The organism is Burkholderia sp. LA-2-3-30-S1-D2, from assembly GCF_001523915.2.
Classification (GTDB): Bacteria; Pseudomonadota; Gammaproteobacteria; order Burkholderiales; family Burkholderiaceae; genus Burkholderia; species Burkholderia diffusa.
Window position 1 is genome coordinate 2,524,505 of sequence record NZ_CP013384.1, and the last position, 17,578, is coordinate 2,542,082.

The 17,578-nt window shown below is 68.4% G+C and carries 14 protein-coding genes and 1 pseudogene; 8 read left to right on the forward strand and 7 right to left on the reverse strand.

Annotated elements, in window-relative coordinates; all coding sequences use genetic code 11:
* Positions 1-44: 44 nt before the first annotated feature.
* The 3 genes from WS66_RS24610 to WS66_RS24620 form a co-directional block, all read right to left on the reverse strand.
* On the reverse strand, positions 45-398 hold the full coding sequence (locus WS66_RS24610; RefSeq protein WP_059599002.1) for a DUF4148 domain-containing protein: 354 nt from the start codon (positions 396-398) through the stop codon (positions 45-47).
* Positions 399-707: 309 nt separating this feature from the next.
* The gene (locus WS66_RS24615) at positions 708-977 is read right to left on the reverse strand and encodes a hypothetical protein (RefSeq protein ID WP_059599001.1); all 270 of its coding nucleotides are present in this window, start codon (positions 975-977) and stop codon (positions 708-710) included.
* A 101-nt stretch (positions 978-1,078) separates the two neighbouring features.
* Positions 1,079-2,185: a substrate-binding domain-containing protein gene (locus WS66_RS24620; protein WP_059599000.1), complete on the reverse strand. Its 1,107-nt coding sequence runs from the start codon at positions 2,183-2,185 to the stop codon at positions 1,079-1,081.
* A 131-nt stretch (positions 2,186-2,316) separates the two neighbouring features.
* Between WS66_RS24620 and WS66_RS24625 the strand changes: the two genes are divergently transcribed.
* The 4 genes from WS66_RS24625 to WS66_RS24640 are packed head-to-tail and all read left to right on the forward strand — an operon-like array spanning position 2,317 to position 7,619.
* On the forward strand, positions 2,317-2,817 hold the full coding sequence (locus WS66_RS24625; protein ID WP_059598999.1) for an NAD(P)H-dependent oxidoreductase subunit E: 501 nt from the start codon (positions 2,317-2,319) through the stop codon (positions 2,815-2,817).
* Positions 2,814-4,391 carry a formate dehydrogenase beta subunit gene (locus WS66_RS24630; protein WP_059598998.1) on the forward strand — a complete coding sequence of 526 codons (1,578 nt, stop codon included), beginning with the start codon at positions 2,814-2,816 and terminating at the stop codon, positions 4,389-4,391. The genes WS66_RS24625 and WS66_RS24630 overlap by 4 nt, the downstream gene beginning before the upstream one ends.
* Positions 4,392-4,408: 17 nt before the next feature.
* Positions 4,409-7,360, forward strand: coding sequence for a formate dehydrogenase subunit alpha (gene fdhF / locus WS66_RS24635; protein ID WP_059598997.1), 2,952 nt, complete (start codon positions 4,409-4,411; stop codon positions 7,358-7,360).
* A gap of 7 nt (positions 7,361-7,367) precedes the next feature.
* A complete protein-coding gene (locus tag WS66_RS24640) occupies positions 7,368-7,619 on the forward strand; it encodes a formate dehydrogenase subunit delta (protein ID WP_059598996.1) in 252 nt (83 codons plus the stop codon).
* 8 nt (positions 7,620-7,627) lie between these two features.
* On the opposite strand, the gene WS66_RS24645 is transcribed toward WS66_RS24640, so the two are convergent.
* Positions 7,628-9,286 carry an FAD-dependent monooxygenase gene (locus WS66_RS24645; RefSeq protein ID WP_059598995.1) on the reverse strand — a complete coding sequence of 553 codons (1,659 nt, stop codon included), beginning with the start codon at positions 9,284-9,286 and terminating at the stop codon, positions 7,628-7,630.
* Between the two features lie 130 nt (positions 9,287-9,416).
* Here WS66_RS24645 and WS66_RS24650 point away from each other — a divergent pair, with 130 nt between their 5' ends.
* A complete protein-coding gene (locus WS66_RS24650; protein WP_442859295.1) occupies positions 9,417-11,255 on the forward strand; it encodes a tetratricopeptide repeat protein in 1,839 nt (612 codons plus the stop codon).
* Positions 11,256-11,328: 73 nt separating this feature from the next.
* Here WS66_RS24650 and WS66_RS24655 read toward each other — a convergent pair.
* Positions 11,329-11,820, reverse strand: a pseudogene (locus WS66_RS24655) (MFS transporter); the annotation flags it as partial.
* A gap of 305 nt (positions 11,821-12,125) precedes the next feature.
* Here WS66_RS24655 and WS66_RS24660 point away from each other — a divergent pair.
* On the forward strand, positions 12,126-13,076 hold the full coding sequence (locus WS66_RS24660) for a hypothetical protein (protein ID WP_059598993.1): 951 nt from the start codon (positions 12,126-12,128) through the stop codon (positions 13,074-13,076).
* Between the two features lie 85 nt (positions 13,077-13,161).
* Here the strand turns inward: WS66_RS24660 and WS66_RS24665 are convergent, their stop codons facing one another.
* Together WS66_RS24665 and WS66_RS24670 are read right to left on the reverse strand one after the other, a co-directional pair.
* On the reverse strand, positions 13,162-13,863 hold the full coding sequence (locus tag WS66_RS24665; protein ID WP_059598992.1) for a DUF2968 domain-containing protein: 702 nt from the start codon (positions 13,861-13,863) through the stop codon (positions 13,162-13,164).
* A gap of 114 nt (positions 13,864-13,977) precedes the next feature.
* Complete coding sequence (locus WS66_RS24670; protein WP_059598991.1) at positions 13,978-15,165, reverse strand: gamma-glutamyl-gamma-aminobutyrate hydrolase family protein; 1,188 nt, start codon at positions 15,163-15,165, stop codon at positions 13,978-13,980.
* 277 nt (positions 15,166-15,442) lie between these two features.
* Between WS66_RS24670 and WS66_RS24675 the strand changes: the two genes are divergently transcribed.
* Together WS66_RS24675 and WS66_RS24680 are read left to right on the forward strand one after the other, a co-directional pair.
* Positions 15,443-16,123, forward strand: coding sequence for a GntR family transcriptional regulator (locus WS66_RS24675; RefSeq protein ID WP_059598990.1), 681 nt, complete (start codon positions 15,443-15,445; stop codon positions 16,121-16,123).
* Positions 16,124-16,130: 7 nt separating this feature from the next.
* Positions 16,131-17,507: an amidase gene (locus tag WS66_RS24680; RefSeq protein ID WP_059598989.1), complete on the forward strand. Its 1,377-nt coding sequence runs from the start codon at positions 16,131-16,133 to the stop codon at positions 17,505-17,507.
* The last annotated feature ends 71 nt before the right edge of the window (positions 17,508-17,578 follow it).

Below are 17,578 nucleotides of genomic sequence, written 5' to 3' on the forward strand. Positions count from 1 at the left end.
GCGTCATCGCACGCGCAGCACAGCCTCACCGGGCGATGTGCAGCTTAGCTGCCGCGATACAGCGACTTCATTTCTTCTGCACTGGCCGGACGCACGCCGATCGCACGCGAACCCGCTGCCGACGCGCCTTGCACCTGCGCGCCATAACCGCTGGCGTCGGCGCCTTGCGCCTGGGCGAGCGCGCTGCGCTGTTGCTCTGCGACACGCGCCGTGGCGGCCTGGATCGCTTCCGGATAATGCGGATCTTCGCCGCGGGCGGTGTTGTAACCGGCCTGCTGGAGCTGAACCAGTTCGGCACGAACCTGTGCGCGGGTGAGTGCCGAGCCGGACTGCGCGAACGACACGACCGGGGCAACGAGAGCAGCAGCAACGACAACGGCTTGAACGAGCGACTTCATGATGACCTACCTCCAGATTTGTCTGATTTCGCGGTGAACACCCGTTCATCGCTGACAAACCGAAGTTTATGTAGGCGCGTGCTTAAGAATAAGGCAGGTTTCAGGAAGACATCCTTCCCGAAACGAGGGTTAACCCTAGGATGGTACGAATCTGGTCCAGCCCCGCACGATCACACTACGCCAGGCCGAACCACAAAGCATGAGCCCCGCCGGGCAGCACACCCTGCGGGGCTCGAAAGGAACCGCGCGGCATCGGCGCGGTTCGGACAAACGATCGCGGCGTCGACAACCCGGCGCGTCAGCGCCTGCTTATTGTGTGTCCATCGGACACTTCAGGTTGCAGCCGTTCGGGTCCCCCAAATCGCCCTTGCGGCGCAATGCCGACTTCTTGCCGTTCTGGTATTTCTGCGACGGCGCCGACGCCGCGAACGGCATCTGCGGATGCTCGTTCAGGCGGAACTGGTCGCTCAGAATCCCGCCGGGCAGGCCTGGTGAATTCTGCGCGAGCGCCAACGGCGAAACGGCAACAAGAAGCCCTGCGGTCAACGCTGCCGCGGAGAAAGGAACGAATAGTTTCATGGCGGGATGACGCCTGAACGGCGTGCTTGTTGGAACGTTGATCAAGCGGCAAGCGTAGCGCAAATCCCTCGCTGCTGCAGCGCGGTTCGCGTGCGTCCCCGTTACCGTGCATTGCCGTCCGGCATACCGCCCCCGACGATACCGGCGAATCCGTCCGCGATGCCGGTCAGCGTCCCGCACGCGGACGGATCGTAGCCGTCGAGATGCGCGACGCGGTCGACGAAGCGCGCATCGCGCAGCAAGGCGAGCACGCCGGCGAGCGGTCGCGAGTCGAGCTGCGCGCGTTCGCACGCAAAGTAATAGTCCTCGTCGACGATTGGGATGAAATCGAGCCCGAAGTGATGGGCGGCCGGCTCGACGCCGAAGCCGAGATCGGCCATCCCGCTCGCGACGAACGCGGCGATCGCCGAGTGCGTGAGTTCGGCCGACGCATAGCCGTCGATACGCTCGGGATCGATGCCGATCGCGCGCAATGCAAGATCGAGCAGCATCCGCGTGCCCGACCCCGGCTGCCGGTTGACGAAGCGGATGTCGTTGCGGGCGAGATCGGCGAGCCCGCTGACCTGCTTCGGGTTGCCGCGCGGCACGAACAGCCCCTGCTGGCGACGCGTCAGATGAATCAGCACGTGACGGGTGTCGTCGAGCCACGGCCGGTAGATCTGCGCGCACTGTTCGCGAAACGCGCCGCGTGGCAGATGAAAACCGGCCAGCTCGCATTCACCGCGCGCGAGCGCCTGCACGGCTTCGACGCTCTCGCGATACTTGATGTCGACGGCTGCCTGCGCGTCGACAAGCGCGGAGACGAGCGTCGCAACCGCGTAGCCGTGCGATGCATGGATGCGCACGGCGCCGTCGCGCTGCGCGAGCCGCCGGTTCAGGTCGCTCGCCACCTCGGCTGCCAGCGCGCGCAGGTTCCCATCGAGACGGTTTCGCGCGAGCCGCTGCGCGTCGACGACCGCCTGCCCCAGCTCCGACAGCGTCGATCCCTTACCGCGTGCCGTCTCGATCAACTCGCCGCCGACGCACGCCTCAAGCGCCCGCAGCATGCCCCACGCGTGCCGATACGACAGACCTTTCGCCTGCGCGGCCTGCGCGATGCTGCCCGTATCGGCCACGAGCTCCAGCAACGGGGCGACGTCCGACAGGCTCGCCGTCCGGCCCTCCGTGTCGCGTACGGTCAGATACGCGTCGCATTCGATTCGAATCAATTATGTACTCCGATTTCCTATTGCGACTGCGAAATCTTCCGCTTATCGTTGCTTAAAATCAATCAGGACGAAGTCCCGATGTGCACTATATGAATTGACGGCACATATGAGACTTTGGAGGAGCATAACCGATGTCCCCGAATTCCCCTGCGCCCGACGCGCTCGTCGAGCGCCACGCGCGTACCGGCCGCTCGCTCGTCGCGATCCTGCATGCGATCCAGGACGATGCAGGCTACGTGCCTGCAGGCTGCGTCGCGCCGCTCGCGAAGGCGCTGAATCTGTCGCGCGCCGAAGTGCATGGCGTGCTCACCTACTATCACCACTTCCGCACCGCGCCGCCCGCGCGCGTGACGATCCAGATGTGCCGCGCCGAGGCGTGCCGCAGCATGGGCTGCGAAGTGCTGGCCGCACACGCGGAAGCGCGCACGGGTTGTCGATTCGACGCGGCGCACGGCGATGGCGCCGACGCGCACGCGCCGGACGACATCGCGCTCGAATCGGTCTACTGCCTCGGGCTGTGCGCGCAATCGCCGTCGATGACGGTCAACGGCGTGTTGCACGCAAAGGTCACGCCGGAGAAGTTCGACGCCCTGCTCGCCGACGCGACCGCGCACACTTCGGAGGCAGCATGACGACCCGCATCTACGTTCCGCGCGACTCGTCAGCGCTGGCGCTCGGCGCGGACGCGCTCGCCGCCGCGATCGTTGCGGAAGCCGAGCGGCGCGGCGTCGCGATCGAACTGATCCGCAACGGCTCGCGTGGGCTGCTGTGGCTCGAGCCGCTCGTCGAGGTCGGCACGGCCGCCGGTCGCGTCGGCTACGCGAACCTGTCAGCCGCAGACGTGCCCGCCCTGTTCGACGCGAACTGGCTCGACGGCGGCGCGCATCCGAGCGGCGTCGGCGTAGTCGACGCCCTGCCCTATCTCGCGCGCCAGCAGCGCCTCACGTTCGCGCGCATCGGCCTGACCGATCCACTGTCGATCGACGATTACTTGAAGCACGACGGCCTCGCCGGCCTGAAGAACGCGCTCGCGCTCGACGGCGGCGCCGCGTGCGAATTGCTGATCGAATCGGGGCTGCGCGGCCGCGGCGGCGCAGCCTTCCCGGCCGGCATCAAGTGGCGCACCGTCCGGCAGGCCAGCGCGACGCAGAAGTACATCGTCTGCAACGCGGACGAAGGCGATTCCGGCACGTTCTCCGATCGCCTGATCATGGAGAGCGATCCGTACTGCCTGATCGAAGGGATGATCATCGCGGGCATCGCGACGGGCGCGACGCTCGGCTACATCTACGTGCGCAGTGAATACCCGCACGCGATCGCGGCACTGGAAACCGCGATCGAGCGCGCCCGTGAAGCCGGCTGGCTCGGCGAACGCGTGCTCGGCTCCGCGCATGCGTTCGACCTGCACGTCGCGAAGGGTGCGGGCTCCTACGTGTGCGGCGAGGAAACGGCGCTGCTCGAATCGCTCGAAGGCAAGCGCGGCGTCGTGCGCGCGAAGCCGCCGCTGCCCGCGCTCGCCGGCCTGTTCGGCCAGCCGACCGTGATCAACAACGTGATCACGCTCGCGACCGCGCCGGTGATCTTCGCGCGCGGCGCCGCGTTCTATCGCGACTACGGGATGGGTCGCTCGCGCGGCACGCTGCCGTTCCAGCTCGCGGGCAACATCCGCTACGGCGGGCTCGTGGAGCTCGCGTTCGGCGTCACGCTGCGCGAGCTGCTGTTCGACTACGGCGGCGGCACGGCAAGCGGCCGGCCCGCGCGCGCCGCCCAGGTCGGCGGCCCGCTCGGCACCTATCTGCCCGATCACCAGTGGGACGTGCCACTCGACTACGAGGCGTACACGGCGATCGGCGCGGTCGTTGGCCACGGCGGCATCGTGCTGCACGACGATACGTCGAATCTCGCGGAGCTCGCCGAATACGCGATGAAGTTCTGCGCGATCGAATCGTGCGGCAAGTGCACGCCGTGCCGGATCGGATCGACGCGCGGCGTCGAGACGATCGCACGCATTCGCCAGGGCGATAAGTCGGAGCGACAGGTCACGCTGCTGCGCGACCTGTGCGACACGATGCTCGCCGGCTCGCTGTGCGCGATGGGCGGGATGACGCCTTACCCGGTGCTGTCCGCGCTCGACCATTTCCCCGAAGATTTCGGGCTCGCCGCCGGCAAGCAAGCCGCGTCGGGTCCGGTCAAGGCTGCGGCCTGACCCAGAAGGAGCCCTGAATGTCCCTCGACACGAACAACGTCCGCCAAGGCGGCTGCGGCTCGGGCCAATGCGCGTGCAAGAGCGCCGCCCAGGCGCGCGTGCGCGATCCGTTCGACGAAACCGACTACGGCACGCCGCAACGGCATGCCGATACCGACGTCACGCTCGAAATCGACGGCCAGCCGGTGACGGTGCCGGCCGGCACGTCGGTGATGCGCGCCGCGATCGAAGCCGGCGTCAACGTGCCCAAGCTGTGCGCGACCGATTCGCTCGAACCGTTCGGATCGTGCCGCCTGTGCCTGGTCGAAATCGAGGGCCGGCGCGGCTATCCGGCATCGTGCACGACGCCCGCCGAAGCCGGGATGAAGGTGCGCACGCAGTCGGACCGGCTGCAGTCGCTGCGTCGCAACGTGATGGAGCTGTACATCTCCGACCACCCGCTCGACTGCCTCACCTGCCCCGCCAACGGCAACTGCGAGTTGCAGGACATGGCGGGCGTGGTCGGGCTGCGCGAAGTGCGCTACGGTTTCGACGGCGCGAATCACCTGCGCGAGCAGAAGGACGAATCGAATCCGTATTTCACGTACGATCCGTCGAAGTGCATCGTCTGCAACCGCTGCGTGCGCGCATGCGAGGAAACGCAAGGCACGTTCGCGCTGACGATCGCCGCGCGCGGTTTCGAATCGCGCGTCGCCGCCGGCGAAAGCGAATCGTTCATGGAATCGGAATGCGTATCGTGCGGCGCCTGCGTCGCCGCGTGCCCGACCGCCACGCTGCAGGAGAAGTCCGTCGTGCAGCTCGGCCAGGCCGAGCACTCGGTCGTCACGACCTGCGCGTACTGCGGCGTCGGCTGCTCGTTCAAGGCCGAGATGAAGGGCACGCAGGTCGTGCGCATGACGCCGCACAAGAACGGCCTCGCGAACGAAGGTCATGCGTGCGTGAAGGGCCGCTTCGCGTGGGGCTACGCAACGCACAAGGACCGCATCACGAAACCGATGATCCGCGAGAAGATCACCGACCCGTGGCGCGAAGTCAGCTGGGAAGAAGCGCTCACGTACGCGGCGACGCAATTCCGCAAGCTGCAGCAGAAATACGGCCGCGATTCGATCGGCGGCATCACGTCGTCGCGCTGCACGAACGAGGAAACCTACCTCGTGCAGAAGCTGGTACGCGCCGCGTTCGGCAACAACAACGTCGATACCTGCGCACGCGTGTGCCACTCGCCGACCGGCTATGGCCTGAAGACGACGCTCGGCGAATCGGCCGGTACGCAGACCTTCGCGTCGGTCGGCCAGGCCGACGTGATCGTCGTGATGGGCGCGAACCCGACCGACGGCCACCCTGTGTTCGGCTCGCGCATGAAGCGACGCATCCGCGAAGGCGCGAAGCTGATCGTGATCGACCCGCGCCGCATCGACGTGGTCGACGGCCCGCACGTGAAGGCCACGCACCACCTGCAGCTGCGCCCCGGCACCAACGTCGCGATGGTCAACGCGCTCGCGCACGTGATCGTCACCGAAGGGCTCGTCGCCGAGGCATTCGTCGCCGAACGCTGCGACACGCGCGCGTTCGAGCAATGGCGCGACTTCGTGTCGCGCGCCGACAACTCGCCCGAGGCCACCGCGGACGTGACGGGCGTACCGGCCGAACTGGTGCGCGAGGCCGCACGCCTCTATGCAACCGGCGGCAACGCCGCGATCTACTACGGCCTCGGCGTGACCGAACACGCGCAAGGCTCGACGACGGTGATGGGCATCGCGAACCTCGCGATGGCGACTGGCAACATCGGTCGCGAAGGCGTCGGCGTCAATCCGCTGCGCGGCCAGAACAACGTGCAAGGCTCGTGCGACATGGGTTCGTTCCCGCACGAGCTGCCCGGCTACCGGCACATCAGCGACGCAATCGTGCGCAGCCAGTTCGAGGAAGCATGGTCGGCCACGCTGCAACCGGAACCGGGGCTGCGCATCCCGAACATGTTCGACGCGGCGCTCGACGGCAGCTTCAAGGGGCTTTACTGCCAGGGCGAGGACATCGTCCAGTCGGACCCGAACACGCAGCACGTCGCGGCCGCGCTGTCGTCGATGGAATGCATCGTCGTGCAGGACATCTTCCTGAACGAAACCGCGAAATACGCGCACGTGCTGCTGCCGGGTTCGACGTTCCTCGAGAAGGACGGCACGTTCACGAACGCGGAGCGCCGCATCTCGCGCGTACGCAAGGTGATGCCGCCGCTCGCGGGTTACGCCGACTGGGAAGTGACGCTGCTGCTGTCGCAGGCGCTCGGCTACGACATGCACTACACGCATCCGTCGGAAATCATGGACGAGATCGCGCGGCTCACGCCGACCTTCTCGGGCGTGTCGTACAAGAAGCTCGACGCGCTCGGCAGCATCCAGTGGCCGTGCAACGAAGATGCACCGGACGGCACGCCGACGATGCATATCGACGCGTTTGTGCGCGGCAAGGGCCGGTTCGTGATTACGCAGTTCATTCCGACGCCGGAAAAGGTCACGCAGCGCTATCCGCTGATCCTGACCACGGGCCGCATCCTGTCGCAATACAACGTTGGCGCGCAGACGCGCCGGACCGAGAACGTCCGGTGGCACGAAGAGGATCGCCTCGAGATTCATCCGCACGATGCGGAGGATCGCGGGATCCGGACCGGCGACTGGGTCGGCATCGAATCGCGGGCCGGCCAGACGGTACTGCGCGCGCTCGTATCCGACCGCATGCAGCCGGGTGTCGTGTACACGACGTTCCACTTCCCCGAGTCGGGCGCGAACGTGATCACGACGGACAGCTCCGACTGGGCCACGAACTGCCCGGAATACAAGGTCACGGCCGTGCAGGTCATGCCGGTTGCGCAGCCGTCGGACTGGCAGCGCGCGTATGCACGTTTCAACTCGGAGCAGCTCGATCTGCTCGAGCGCCGCGCCGCCACGCCGGCTGCCGCGACGACGGGCAAGTGAGGACGCGATGGACAACGGACACCTGATCGACATGGCCAACCAGATCGGCGCGTTCTTCGAATCGATGCCCGATCGCGAAGAAGCGCTGGCCGGAATCGCGGACCACATCCGGCGCTTCTGGGAACCGCGGATGCGGCGCGCGCTACTCGCCGCGCTCGACGATCCGTCGAGCGAAGCCGCGCAACGCGCCGCACCGATCGTGCGCGACGCGATCGCCGCGCACCGCGCATCGCTCGTGCCGGCCGCGGCCACCGCCTGAGCGCCGCGCTACGCGGGCACCGGCATGCCCGCGAACCAGCTTTCGCAATGGCGCAGCAGCGCGTTCGCGTCGGTGGCGGTACGGCCGCGCACCGCGATGTAGCCATCGGGACGCAGCAGGTAGAACGACGGCCTCGAACGGCCGTATACCTGCGCGAGCCCATCGTCGCCGTCGCTTTCGGCATCGGCGACGCGCCACGTTCGCACGGCACCCGGCATGATCCGCTCCAGCCCCTGCGCAAGCGCCTGCGCGTCCGCGGGCATCGGCGGCACGTCGCCCGTGTCGCCCGTGTCGGCACTTGCCGGCTCCTCGAGCAGCAGCAGCGTAAAGCTCGCCGGGTCATGCAGGTCGTATAGTCTCGCGGTCCCGGGCGCCCGGCCGAGCGGCCCGTCGACGACGTGCACGAGCGCGTCGGGCGCACGCTCGCCCGCGCGCGGCCCGCCATCGAGCACGCGTTCGAGCGTGAGCGGGCTTTTCCGGTATTGCACGCCGAGCTCGCTGACAGTGCGACGCACCGCGTCGCGCACCGGCCCGAACGACGCCAGCAGCGGCACGACATGATCGCGCAGCAGCTTCATCGCGCCGTGGTCGGCTTCGACGATCTGCGTGATGAAGCCGGTCTGCCGCAATACGTCACGCTCGATCGGATGGCGCTCCGCGTGATACGTGTCGAGCAGCCGCTCCGGCGTGCCTGCGCCGAGCACGCGCGCGAGCTTCCAGCCGAGATTGAACGCTTCCTGAATACCCGTGTTCATCCCCTGCGCGCCCGCCGGGCTGTGAACGTGCGCGGCGTCGCCCGCGAAGAACACGCGCCCGTGACGCAGCCGGTCGACCATCCGGCTATGCAGGCGGAAATACGCCGACCACGCGAGATCGCTCGGCGCGATCGACGCGCCGACGCGAGCGCGCACGATCGCCTCGCATTCGTCGAGCGTCGGGGTGACCGGCGCATCGGGCGATGCGTCGCCGCCGGGCGGCCGGTCGGCGACGAGCCGGTAGCGGCCGCCGCCCATCGGAAACAGCCCCGCGATGCCGTCCGGCGTCGTGAACAGGTGGATCTCCTCGTCCGGCCAGTCGGGTATCGCCGCGAAATCGGCGAGCAGGAAGGTCTGCTCGAACGCATGCCCGGCGAAGCCCAGGCCGAGCAGATGGCGCACCGTGCTGTGCGCGCCATCGGCGGCGATCAGGTACGACGGTGCGAACGCCTGTTCACGACCGTCGGCGCCGCGGATCGTCACGTCGAGCGACGTACCGCCCGCGTCGCACGCGGTCAACGTAACGCCGCGTTCGACCGTCACACCGAACCCGGCCAGGTGCTCGGCGAGCAGCCGCTCGGTGATGCTCTGGTCGAGAAACAGCAAATACGGATAGCGCGTTTGCAGCGGATCGAAATCGAGCCGCGCGATCACGCGACCGTCCGCGTGCAGTACGGCCGCATGCGCACGATGGCCCAACGCGAGAATTGGTTCGACCGCGCGATGCTGCTCCAGCAGTTCGAGCGTGCGCGCCTGGATGCCGATCGCGCGCGAATACGGTGCGGGTGCGGCGAGCCGGTCGATGATGCGCACCGGCACGCGGGCACGCGCGAGCGCCATCGCGGCGGCAAGGCCAGTCGGGCCCGCGCCGACGATCAGCACGGGCGGGATATCGAGCGGTGTGTCAGCCATGAGAACCTCGATGACACGCGATTGTGCAAGTCTACGCCGCTCCGCGTCACGGGGCCATATGCCAACCGGCCGATCTGGGGTGCCCCCGCGCAGTGTGGGAAAATACGCGCTTTCCGTCAGTTTTCGCGTCATGGATTCCGCATTCGACCGAGCGTATGCCGCGCACCGCGCGGGCCACCTCGCCGAGGCCGAGCACGGCTATCGCACCGCACTCGCCACCAATCCCGCCGACGCCGACGCACTGCATCTGTTCGGCGTGCTGCGGCATCAGCAGGGCCAGCATGCCGAGGCGGCCGATCTCGTCGGGCGTGCGGTCGAGCTGCGCCCGAACGATGCCGCGCTGCAGCTCAATCTCGGCAACGCGCTAAAGGCGCTCGGCCGACTCGACGAAGCAATCGACCGCTTTCGCAACGCGCTGACGCTCGCGCCCGAATTTCCGCTCGCGCACTACAACCTCGGCAACGCGTATGCGGCGCTGCAGCGCCACGAGGATGCCGTCGATGCGTTCGGCCGCGCACTTCGGCTCACGCCCGACGACGCATCGATCCACAACAACCTCGGCAACGCGCTGAATGCCCTCGGCCGTCACGACGACGCGCTTGCCGCATTCCATCGCGCCCTCGAGCTGCGGCCCGGGCATGCCGGTGCGCACAACAATCTCGCGATGGCCCTGAACGCGATGGGCCGGGCCAACGACGCGATCGCGCACTTCCGGGCGGCGATCGCCGCGCAGCCGCGCTTCGTCGCCGCGCATTTCAATCTCGGCAACACGCTCGAGGCGGTCGGCCGTCACGGCGAAGCCGCCGCCGCATTCGAAGCCGCGCTCGCGCTGCACCCGCCGTTCCCACTCGCCCTTTTCGGGCTCGCGAACGCGCTGTGCGCGCAGGCACGCCAGCGCGAAGCGCTGCCCTACTACGAACGGGCGGTCGGCCTCGATCCGTCGTTCAGTCTCGCGTGGCTGAACCTCGGCAACGCACATCACGCACTCGGTGCGCACGAGATGGCGCTGCGCGCGTTCGACCAGGCGCTGCGCGTCGCTCCCGACCTCAAACTCGCGCACCTGCATCGCGCCGTCACGCTGCTTACGCTGGGCGACTTCACCCGCGGCCTGCCCGCATACGAAGCGCGTCACGACACGCCGGGCGCAACGCCGCTCGGCACGCTGCCGCGCTGGCAAGGCGAGCCGATTGCGTCGCGCACGCTGCTGATCCGCGCGGAACAGGGCTTCGGCGACACGCTGCAGTTCGTCCGCTTCGTGCCGCTCGCGCGCGCCCGCTGCGCGCGCGTCGTGCTCGAAGTGCAGCCGGAACTCGTCGCGCTGCTCACGCCGGCCGCGGCACGCTGGCGCGTGACGCTCGTCGCACAGGGCGCCGCGAAGCCGCCGGCGGCGGACGTCGCGTGCACGCTGATGAGCCTGCCGTTCCTGCTCGGCCTGCAGCCAGCCGACATCGTCGCGGGCAAGCGTTACCTCGACGCGCCGGACAGCGCGCGCCGGCGCTTTCGCGGCTCGCTCGGCGGCCAGTCGAAGCGCAAGTTCGGTCTCGCGTGGTCAGGGCGCCGGCAAGCGCAGGAAAATCGCTCGATGCCGTTCGACGCACTCGCGCCGCTGCTCGCACTGCAGGACATCGACTGGGTCGTGCTGCAGCCGGCGCTCGACGAAGACGAACGGGCGCGCGTCGACGCGCATCCGCGCGTGCATCGCCTCGATGGGCGGCTGAACGACTTCGCCGATACGGCCGCGCTGATCGAACGACTCGACGGCGTCGTCACGATCGATACGGCGGTCGCGCACCTCGCGGGCGCACTCGGCAAGCCGCTGTGGATCATGCTGCCGTTCGCACCCGACTGGCGCTGGTTCACCGGCGACGACTGCCCCTGGTATCCGCACGCGAAGCTCGCCCGCCAGTCCGCACCGGGGCAATGGCTCGACGTGGCGGCGGCAGTCGCCGACGCGCTGCGCGACGCCTGAGTGGCCGAACGCAGACAAAAAAGGAGCGCGGCGCGCTCCTTTTTTCGTTCGACGTGATGCGACGCAGGTGGTGTCAAGCCGCCTTGTACTGGTTGCGCGCCTCGGGCGTGCGATACAGCACGAGCGTCGCGATCAGCCCGCAAATCGCGGCGACGCTCAGCCACAGCCCCGGCGCCGCCTTGTTGCCGGTCTGGTGGATCAGCAACGTCGAGATCGCCGGCGTAAAACCGCCGATCGTCGTCGCGAGGCTGTACGCGAGCGAAAAGCCAGCCGTGCGCACGTCGGCCGGCATTACTTCGGTCAGCGCGACGACCATCGCGCCGTTGTACGAGCCGTACAGGAACGACAGCCACAGCTCGACCGCCAGCAGCCGCAGGAAGGACGGATCGGCCACGAGCCACAGCACGGCCGGGTAGGCCGACAGCAGCGTGAGCACCGTGAACGCGATCAGCACCGGGCGGCGGCCGATGCGATCCGACAGCGCGCCGGACAGCGGCAGCCAGACGAGATTGGACAGGCCGACGCAGACGGTCACGACGAGTGCGTCGAGCGACGACAGGTGCAGCCGACGATGCGTGTGTCACCGGACCGGCACGCACGAACATCGCTGCCAGCCGGAGGCACGCAGCCCAATGATGCACACGCCGGCATGAACGGCAAATGATGCCACGCGAAGCCGACAATTGCCTTGGGCCGGGCCCGCGATCACCGTCGCCGCGTTCGTCTGGTACGAATCGCCTCGAAACGCGTACTAAAAATCAGATTGATCTGATCGACCGGTCGCCGTCGACTGACCACAATTTCACAACTTGCCACGCTATTCGCGCCGCGGCCGGCATCGTTGCCTGTGTCGCATCGCGTACCGCCCTCATGATCCCAACGCTCCTCGTTTCCGTCGAAGGTCCGCTTGCCCGCCCTCGTGTCGCACCGCTCGACGGCGTGCCGCCGTTCGGTCGCGAATGGACGTTCAGCGGCGCGCCCGGCACCCGACTCGGCACGCGCTGCGCAGCCATCCTGAAGACCTCATGCATCGACGTCGGAGCGCCGCATCGCGCGTGCCGCTGGCAATCGCCGCCCGCCACGCGCCCGGTGTCTGCCGGTGTACCGGACGTCGCGGCGCGCGCCGCCGGCCAGCACATCGAGCATGCCGCCGGTCGCGCGCATGACCGACGTGCGCGGCACGCCGCCTGCTGGAGCATCGGCGCACTCGGCATCATCGGCTGGCTGATCGCCGCGCACGAGCCGTTACCGGGTTTCGCGCCTGCGCCCGCGACGCAGATCGTTGGCGTCGTGCCGGAGCATGCCGTGCAGTCCATGGGTGCCGTGCAAACGGCCGCGGTGGCGCCCGCCATGCCGACCGTCGCACCGGCGCAGCCCGTCGCAGCGCGGCCGTTTGCGACGCATTCCACAGGCGCGCCCGTCACACGCGGCGCGACGACCCATCCAGCGCCGCGACGCTCCGACACGACACCGAACGTTCAGCGCGTCGCCATCGCAGCGCTGCCGACGCCGCATCGACCGGCCCACAGGCGCACGACAACGGCACGCGTGTACGCACCTTCCGCGCCGCGACTCACCGCGCGCCCATCGGTCACGCGCCACGCGTCGCGCACGCCGACGCCCGATCGCGTCGGTTCGCCTGCGCCTCCCGGAGCCCCGCTCGATCCGCTCGATGACCCGCTCACGCTTATCGCGATGGTGAACGCGCTGCACCCCGATCGCGCGGCACCGGCGGCCGACGCGCCCGGCGCCGGTTTCGACTGGACAGCACAACTGTCCCACCGCCGCCTGACCGACGGACCGGATACGCTCATCCGCTGACACGCGCCCAACAAAAAACCCGGCGAAGCAGGCTTCGCCGGGTTTTCGTTCGTTCGTCCGTCCGTCGGTCGATCGCACCGAATCGTCACTTGCGCGCGGGCAACCCCGTTTCCGACTGCCGCTCGAGTTGCCGTACCTGCTCCTGCAGATCACGCAACTGCACCTGCGCGGCCCGCTTCTCGATCTGCAGCGCCCGCGTCTGCTCCTGCGCCGCCTTCTGCCGCTGCGCCACCTCGGCCTGCTGGCCGCGCGCGACGTTCAGATCGGCCTGCAGTTGCTGCGCGCGATTCGCCTGCAGCGCGATCACGCGTTCGAGGAACGTCTTCTGCGCCTCGAGTTCGGTGCGACGAATTTCGACGTCCGCGAGCTGCACCGTCTGCTGGACGAAGTTCGCGTACACCATCTCCGCACGGCTTTTCTCCTGCGACCTGATCACGCGCCAAAGATGCTTGTTCTGAAACAGCGCGACGTAATACGTCATCTCGCGCGGATCGAACATCAGGCTTGCGCCATAGCTGCCGTTGTAGGTGGTGCGCATCTCGACGATTCGTCCGTCATGCAGCATCTGCGTGAGTTCGGCGACGTTGCCTTGCGCGGTGGCATCCGTGGCGGATGCCGCGGATGCCGGTGCCGCAGTCGCGACATCGCCGCTCAGGCTCGTCACCGCGGGGCGCGTGCCCGCGACCGGCGCGGTCGCGTCGGACCACGCTGCGCCCGCGTGCGCGCAGGCGGCCAGCGCAACGATCCACGTTGCGCATCGTGCAGGGGAAAAATCTCGGAAGACCAACGTCAGACTCCGGCGAACGAATCGGAAGTCGCGATTATCGTTCAAAACGAAACGGCCGCATCTCGAATTTATCGGGATGCGGCCAGCCTTCCTGCGCGGCGATACAAGAGCGGCTTACAGGCGGGTATCGCGAGCCGCTCGCAGGAACGCATCGAGCAGCGGCGTGCAGTCGAGCAACTCGGAGCCGCCAGCACGATGAAACTCCGGGTGCCATTGCACGCCGACGACGAACGGTGCACGCCGGTAGCGAATGCCTTCGATGATCCCGTCACCGGCCGACACGGCCTCGATGTTCAGATCGCGGCCGAGATCGCGGATCGCCTGATGGTGAATCGAGTTCACGATCGCTTCGCTGCGCCCGGGGAACATGCTCGCGAGCGTCGACGAGTCGGGGAAGCGGATGGCGTGGCGATGCTGGTCGTAATGCTCGCTCACGTGCGCATTCGCGGTCGGCACGTCCGTCGCGATGTCCTGGTACAGCGACCCGCCGAACGCGACGTTGATCAGCTGGCAGCCGCGGCACACGCCGAGCACCGGCTTGCCGGACTCGACGAACTCGTGAAACAGCTCGAGCTCGTACATGTCGCGCACGCGGTCGCCTGGCCATTCGGGGCGCGCATCCGACGCCGCGTAGGTTTGCGGCGACACGTCGGCGCCGCCTTGCAGCAGCAGGCCGTCGAGATGCTTCGCGTAGTCGCGCAGGCGGATGTTGCTCGGATGCAGCATGCCCTGGTGACCGACGGTCGGGATCATGAACACGAGCACGTCGCGCGACATCACCCAGTGCGCGATCGATTCCTCGAGATACTGCAGTGTCTTGCCGCGCAGTCCCTTCGCGCCCGGCTCCGGATGGAAGATCCGCGCCGACACGCCGATGCGCAGCGTACGCTGCGTGATCCGCTGGCCGGCGCGATCGAAGATCCGGCGTGCGCGTGCCGCGATGATCCGCCCGAACACCGACCACGGCGTGTCGCTTTGCTTCAGGTATGCCGGCGGCGCGTTCTGCACGCTGGCGGGCGGCGGACGCGGCGTGTCGAAATCGGGCTGCGCGCCAAAACCGGGCGGCGCGGCACCGGGTTTCGGCGACACTGCACCGCCTTCGCCTGCAGCACCTGTCGTGCCTGCGGCGCCCGGCTCGGACGCCGCGGTGACCGGCGACGCACCGTCAGCCGCGACGACTTGCGCAGGGGCAGCCTGCGTGGCAGACGCCTCCGGCGTGTGCGCCGGCCTGGAACGGGGGGAATCGGTAGAAGCGGAAGAGGTGCCGGGCAGACCGGCCGGGGAAGGCGTGATTTCGCTCATGACGATGGTCTGGTACGTCGCTCGCGCGTGGTGGATTGACGAGGATTCATTATGCTTCAGTGCACGATCGCGCGGTAAACGAGCAACATCCTGTCGATATTGTTGCAACTCGTCGCATCCGCCGCCAGGCGTATCACCAGACCCATTCGACGATATCGATCGTCGCCCGGGCAAACTGGACATCAGTGATATATCACAATAATATTCATGAATCGCCCACGCTACCGATCGCCTGCGCCATGATTGCGCCCTGCCCGGCCACCGCGCCGCCGCCCGCATGAACGCCCTGACCGACGTCCTCCACGACCGGCCCGCCGCATCGGCCGTCAGCCTCGCCGACCGCGCGTACGCGCTGATCCAGCGCGACATCATCACGATGCGCCTGAAGCCCGGCGCCGCGCTCAACGAAGCCGACCTCGTCGCCCGCACCGGCATCGGCCGCACGCCCGTCCATCAGGCCGTCCACCGGCTGGTGCTCGAAGGGCTGCTGTCCGTGATGCCGCGCAAGGGGTTGATGGTGCAGCCGCTGTCGCTCGACGACATCGTCGCGGTGATCGACGTGCGCCGCATCAACGAAGCGCATTGCGTCGAACTCGCCGCCCGCCATGCGACGCCCGACGATCTCGCGCGCATGGCCGCGCTGCTCGACGACGGGCAGGCCTGCGTCGACGCGCACGACGTCGAGGGCATGATGGAGCTCGATCGCGCGTTTCATCAGGCGATCGCCGCGGCGGCACGCAACACCGTGCTCGCGGAGATCCTGCGCGCGCTGCACGAACGCTCGCTGCGCTTCTGGTTCGTCACGCTGTCCGAGCCGCACCACCTGTCCGACGTCCAGCGCGAACACCTCGAATTGTTCGAACGGCTGTCCGCGCGCGATGCCGCCGGCGCGCGCACGGCCGTCGAACGCCATATCGATTCGTTTCGCGCCACTCTTGTCCAACGTCTTCGCCCCTGAACCGCCCATGACCACCTTCACGCCCTTCCCTCCGCTCGCCCAGCTCGCCGCCGACCTCGCGGCCGGCCGGACCACGAGCCGCGCGCTCGTCGACGTCGCGCTCGACCGGATCGCCGATCCGTCCGGCCAGGGTGCCGCCGTCTTTACGGAAGTCGACGCCGACAACGCGCGCGCGGCCGCCGATGCCCACGACCGCCTGCGTGCCGCGGGCACCGTGCTGTCGCCGCTCGCGGGCATCCCCGTGTCGGTCAAGGATCTGTTCGACGTCGCGGGCCAGGTCACACGCGCCGGCTCGCGCGTGCTCGATGGCGCACCGCCCGCCAAGGCCGACGCCGTCGCCGTCGCGCGGCTCAAGCGCGCGGGCGCGGTGCTGGTCGGCCGCACCAACATGAGCGAGTTCGCGTTCTCGGGGCTCGGCCTGAATCCGCACTTCGGCACGCCGCGCTCACCATACCGCCGCGACGTGCCGGGCGACGCGCGGATTGCCGGCGGCTCGTCGTCCGGCGCGGCCGCGTCCGTCGCCGACGGGATGGCGGCCGTCGCGCTCGGCACCGACACCGGCGGCTCGATCCGCATTCCGGCCGCACTGTGCGGGCTCACGGGCTTCAAGCCGACCGCGAGCCGGATCCCGACGCAAGGCGGCGTGCCGCTGTCGACCACGCTCGACTCGTTCGGCCCGATTGGCCTGACGGTCGCCTGTTGCGCGCTCGTCGACCGCATGCTCGCGGGCCTCGAGCCGCACGTACCGGCCGCGCGACCGCTCGAAGGCGTGCGGCTCGGCGTGCTGACCAACTATGTGACGGACGGCGTCGATGCCGATGTCGCCGCCGCGCTCGACGCCTCGCTGAAGCACCTCGAAGCCGCCGGCGCGATCGTCACGGAAGTGCGCTTTTCCGCGCTCGACCGGTTGCCGGACATCAACCGCTTCGGCTTCTCGCCGATCGAGGCATACGCGTGGCATCGCCCGCTGCTCGCGCAGCACCGCGACCAATACGACCCGCGCGTGCTTTCGCGGATCCTGAAGGGCGAGCCGGCGAGCGCGGCCGACTATCTCGACCTGCTCGCCGCCCGCCAGGCGATGCTGGAGGAAGCGGCGCACACGGTCTGGTCGCGCTTCGACGCGCTCGTCGCGCCGACGGTGCCCGTCGTGCCGCCGCGCATCGCCGAACTCGAAGCGGACGACGCTGCCTTTACGCGCACCAACGCGCTGATCCTTCGCAACCCGAGCGCGTTCAACTTCCTCGACGCCTGCGCGCTGTCGCTGCCGTGCCATCCGCGCGACACGGCGCCGGTCGGCCTGATGCTCGCGGCCGCGCCGCATCGCGACGACGCGCTGCTCGCGATCGGCCAGGCGGTCGAAGCCGTGCTGAACACGATCCGGTGACCGCACGGGCGCAATGACGGCGGAAGGTGCCCCGGACGAAGTGGCTGCGGCGGGGTGCCGCATGCGCGCTG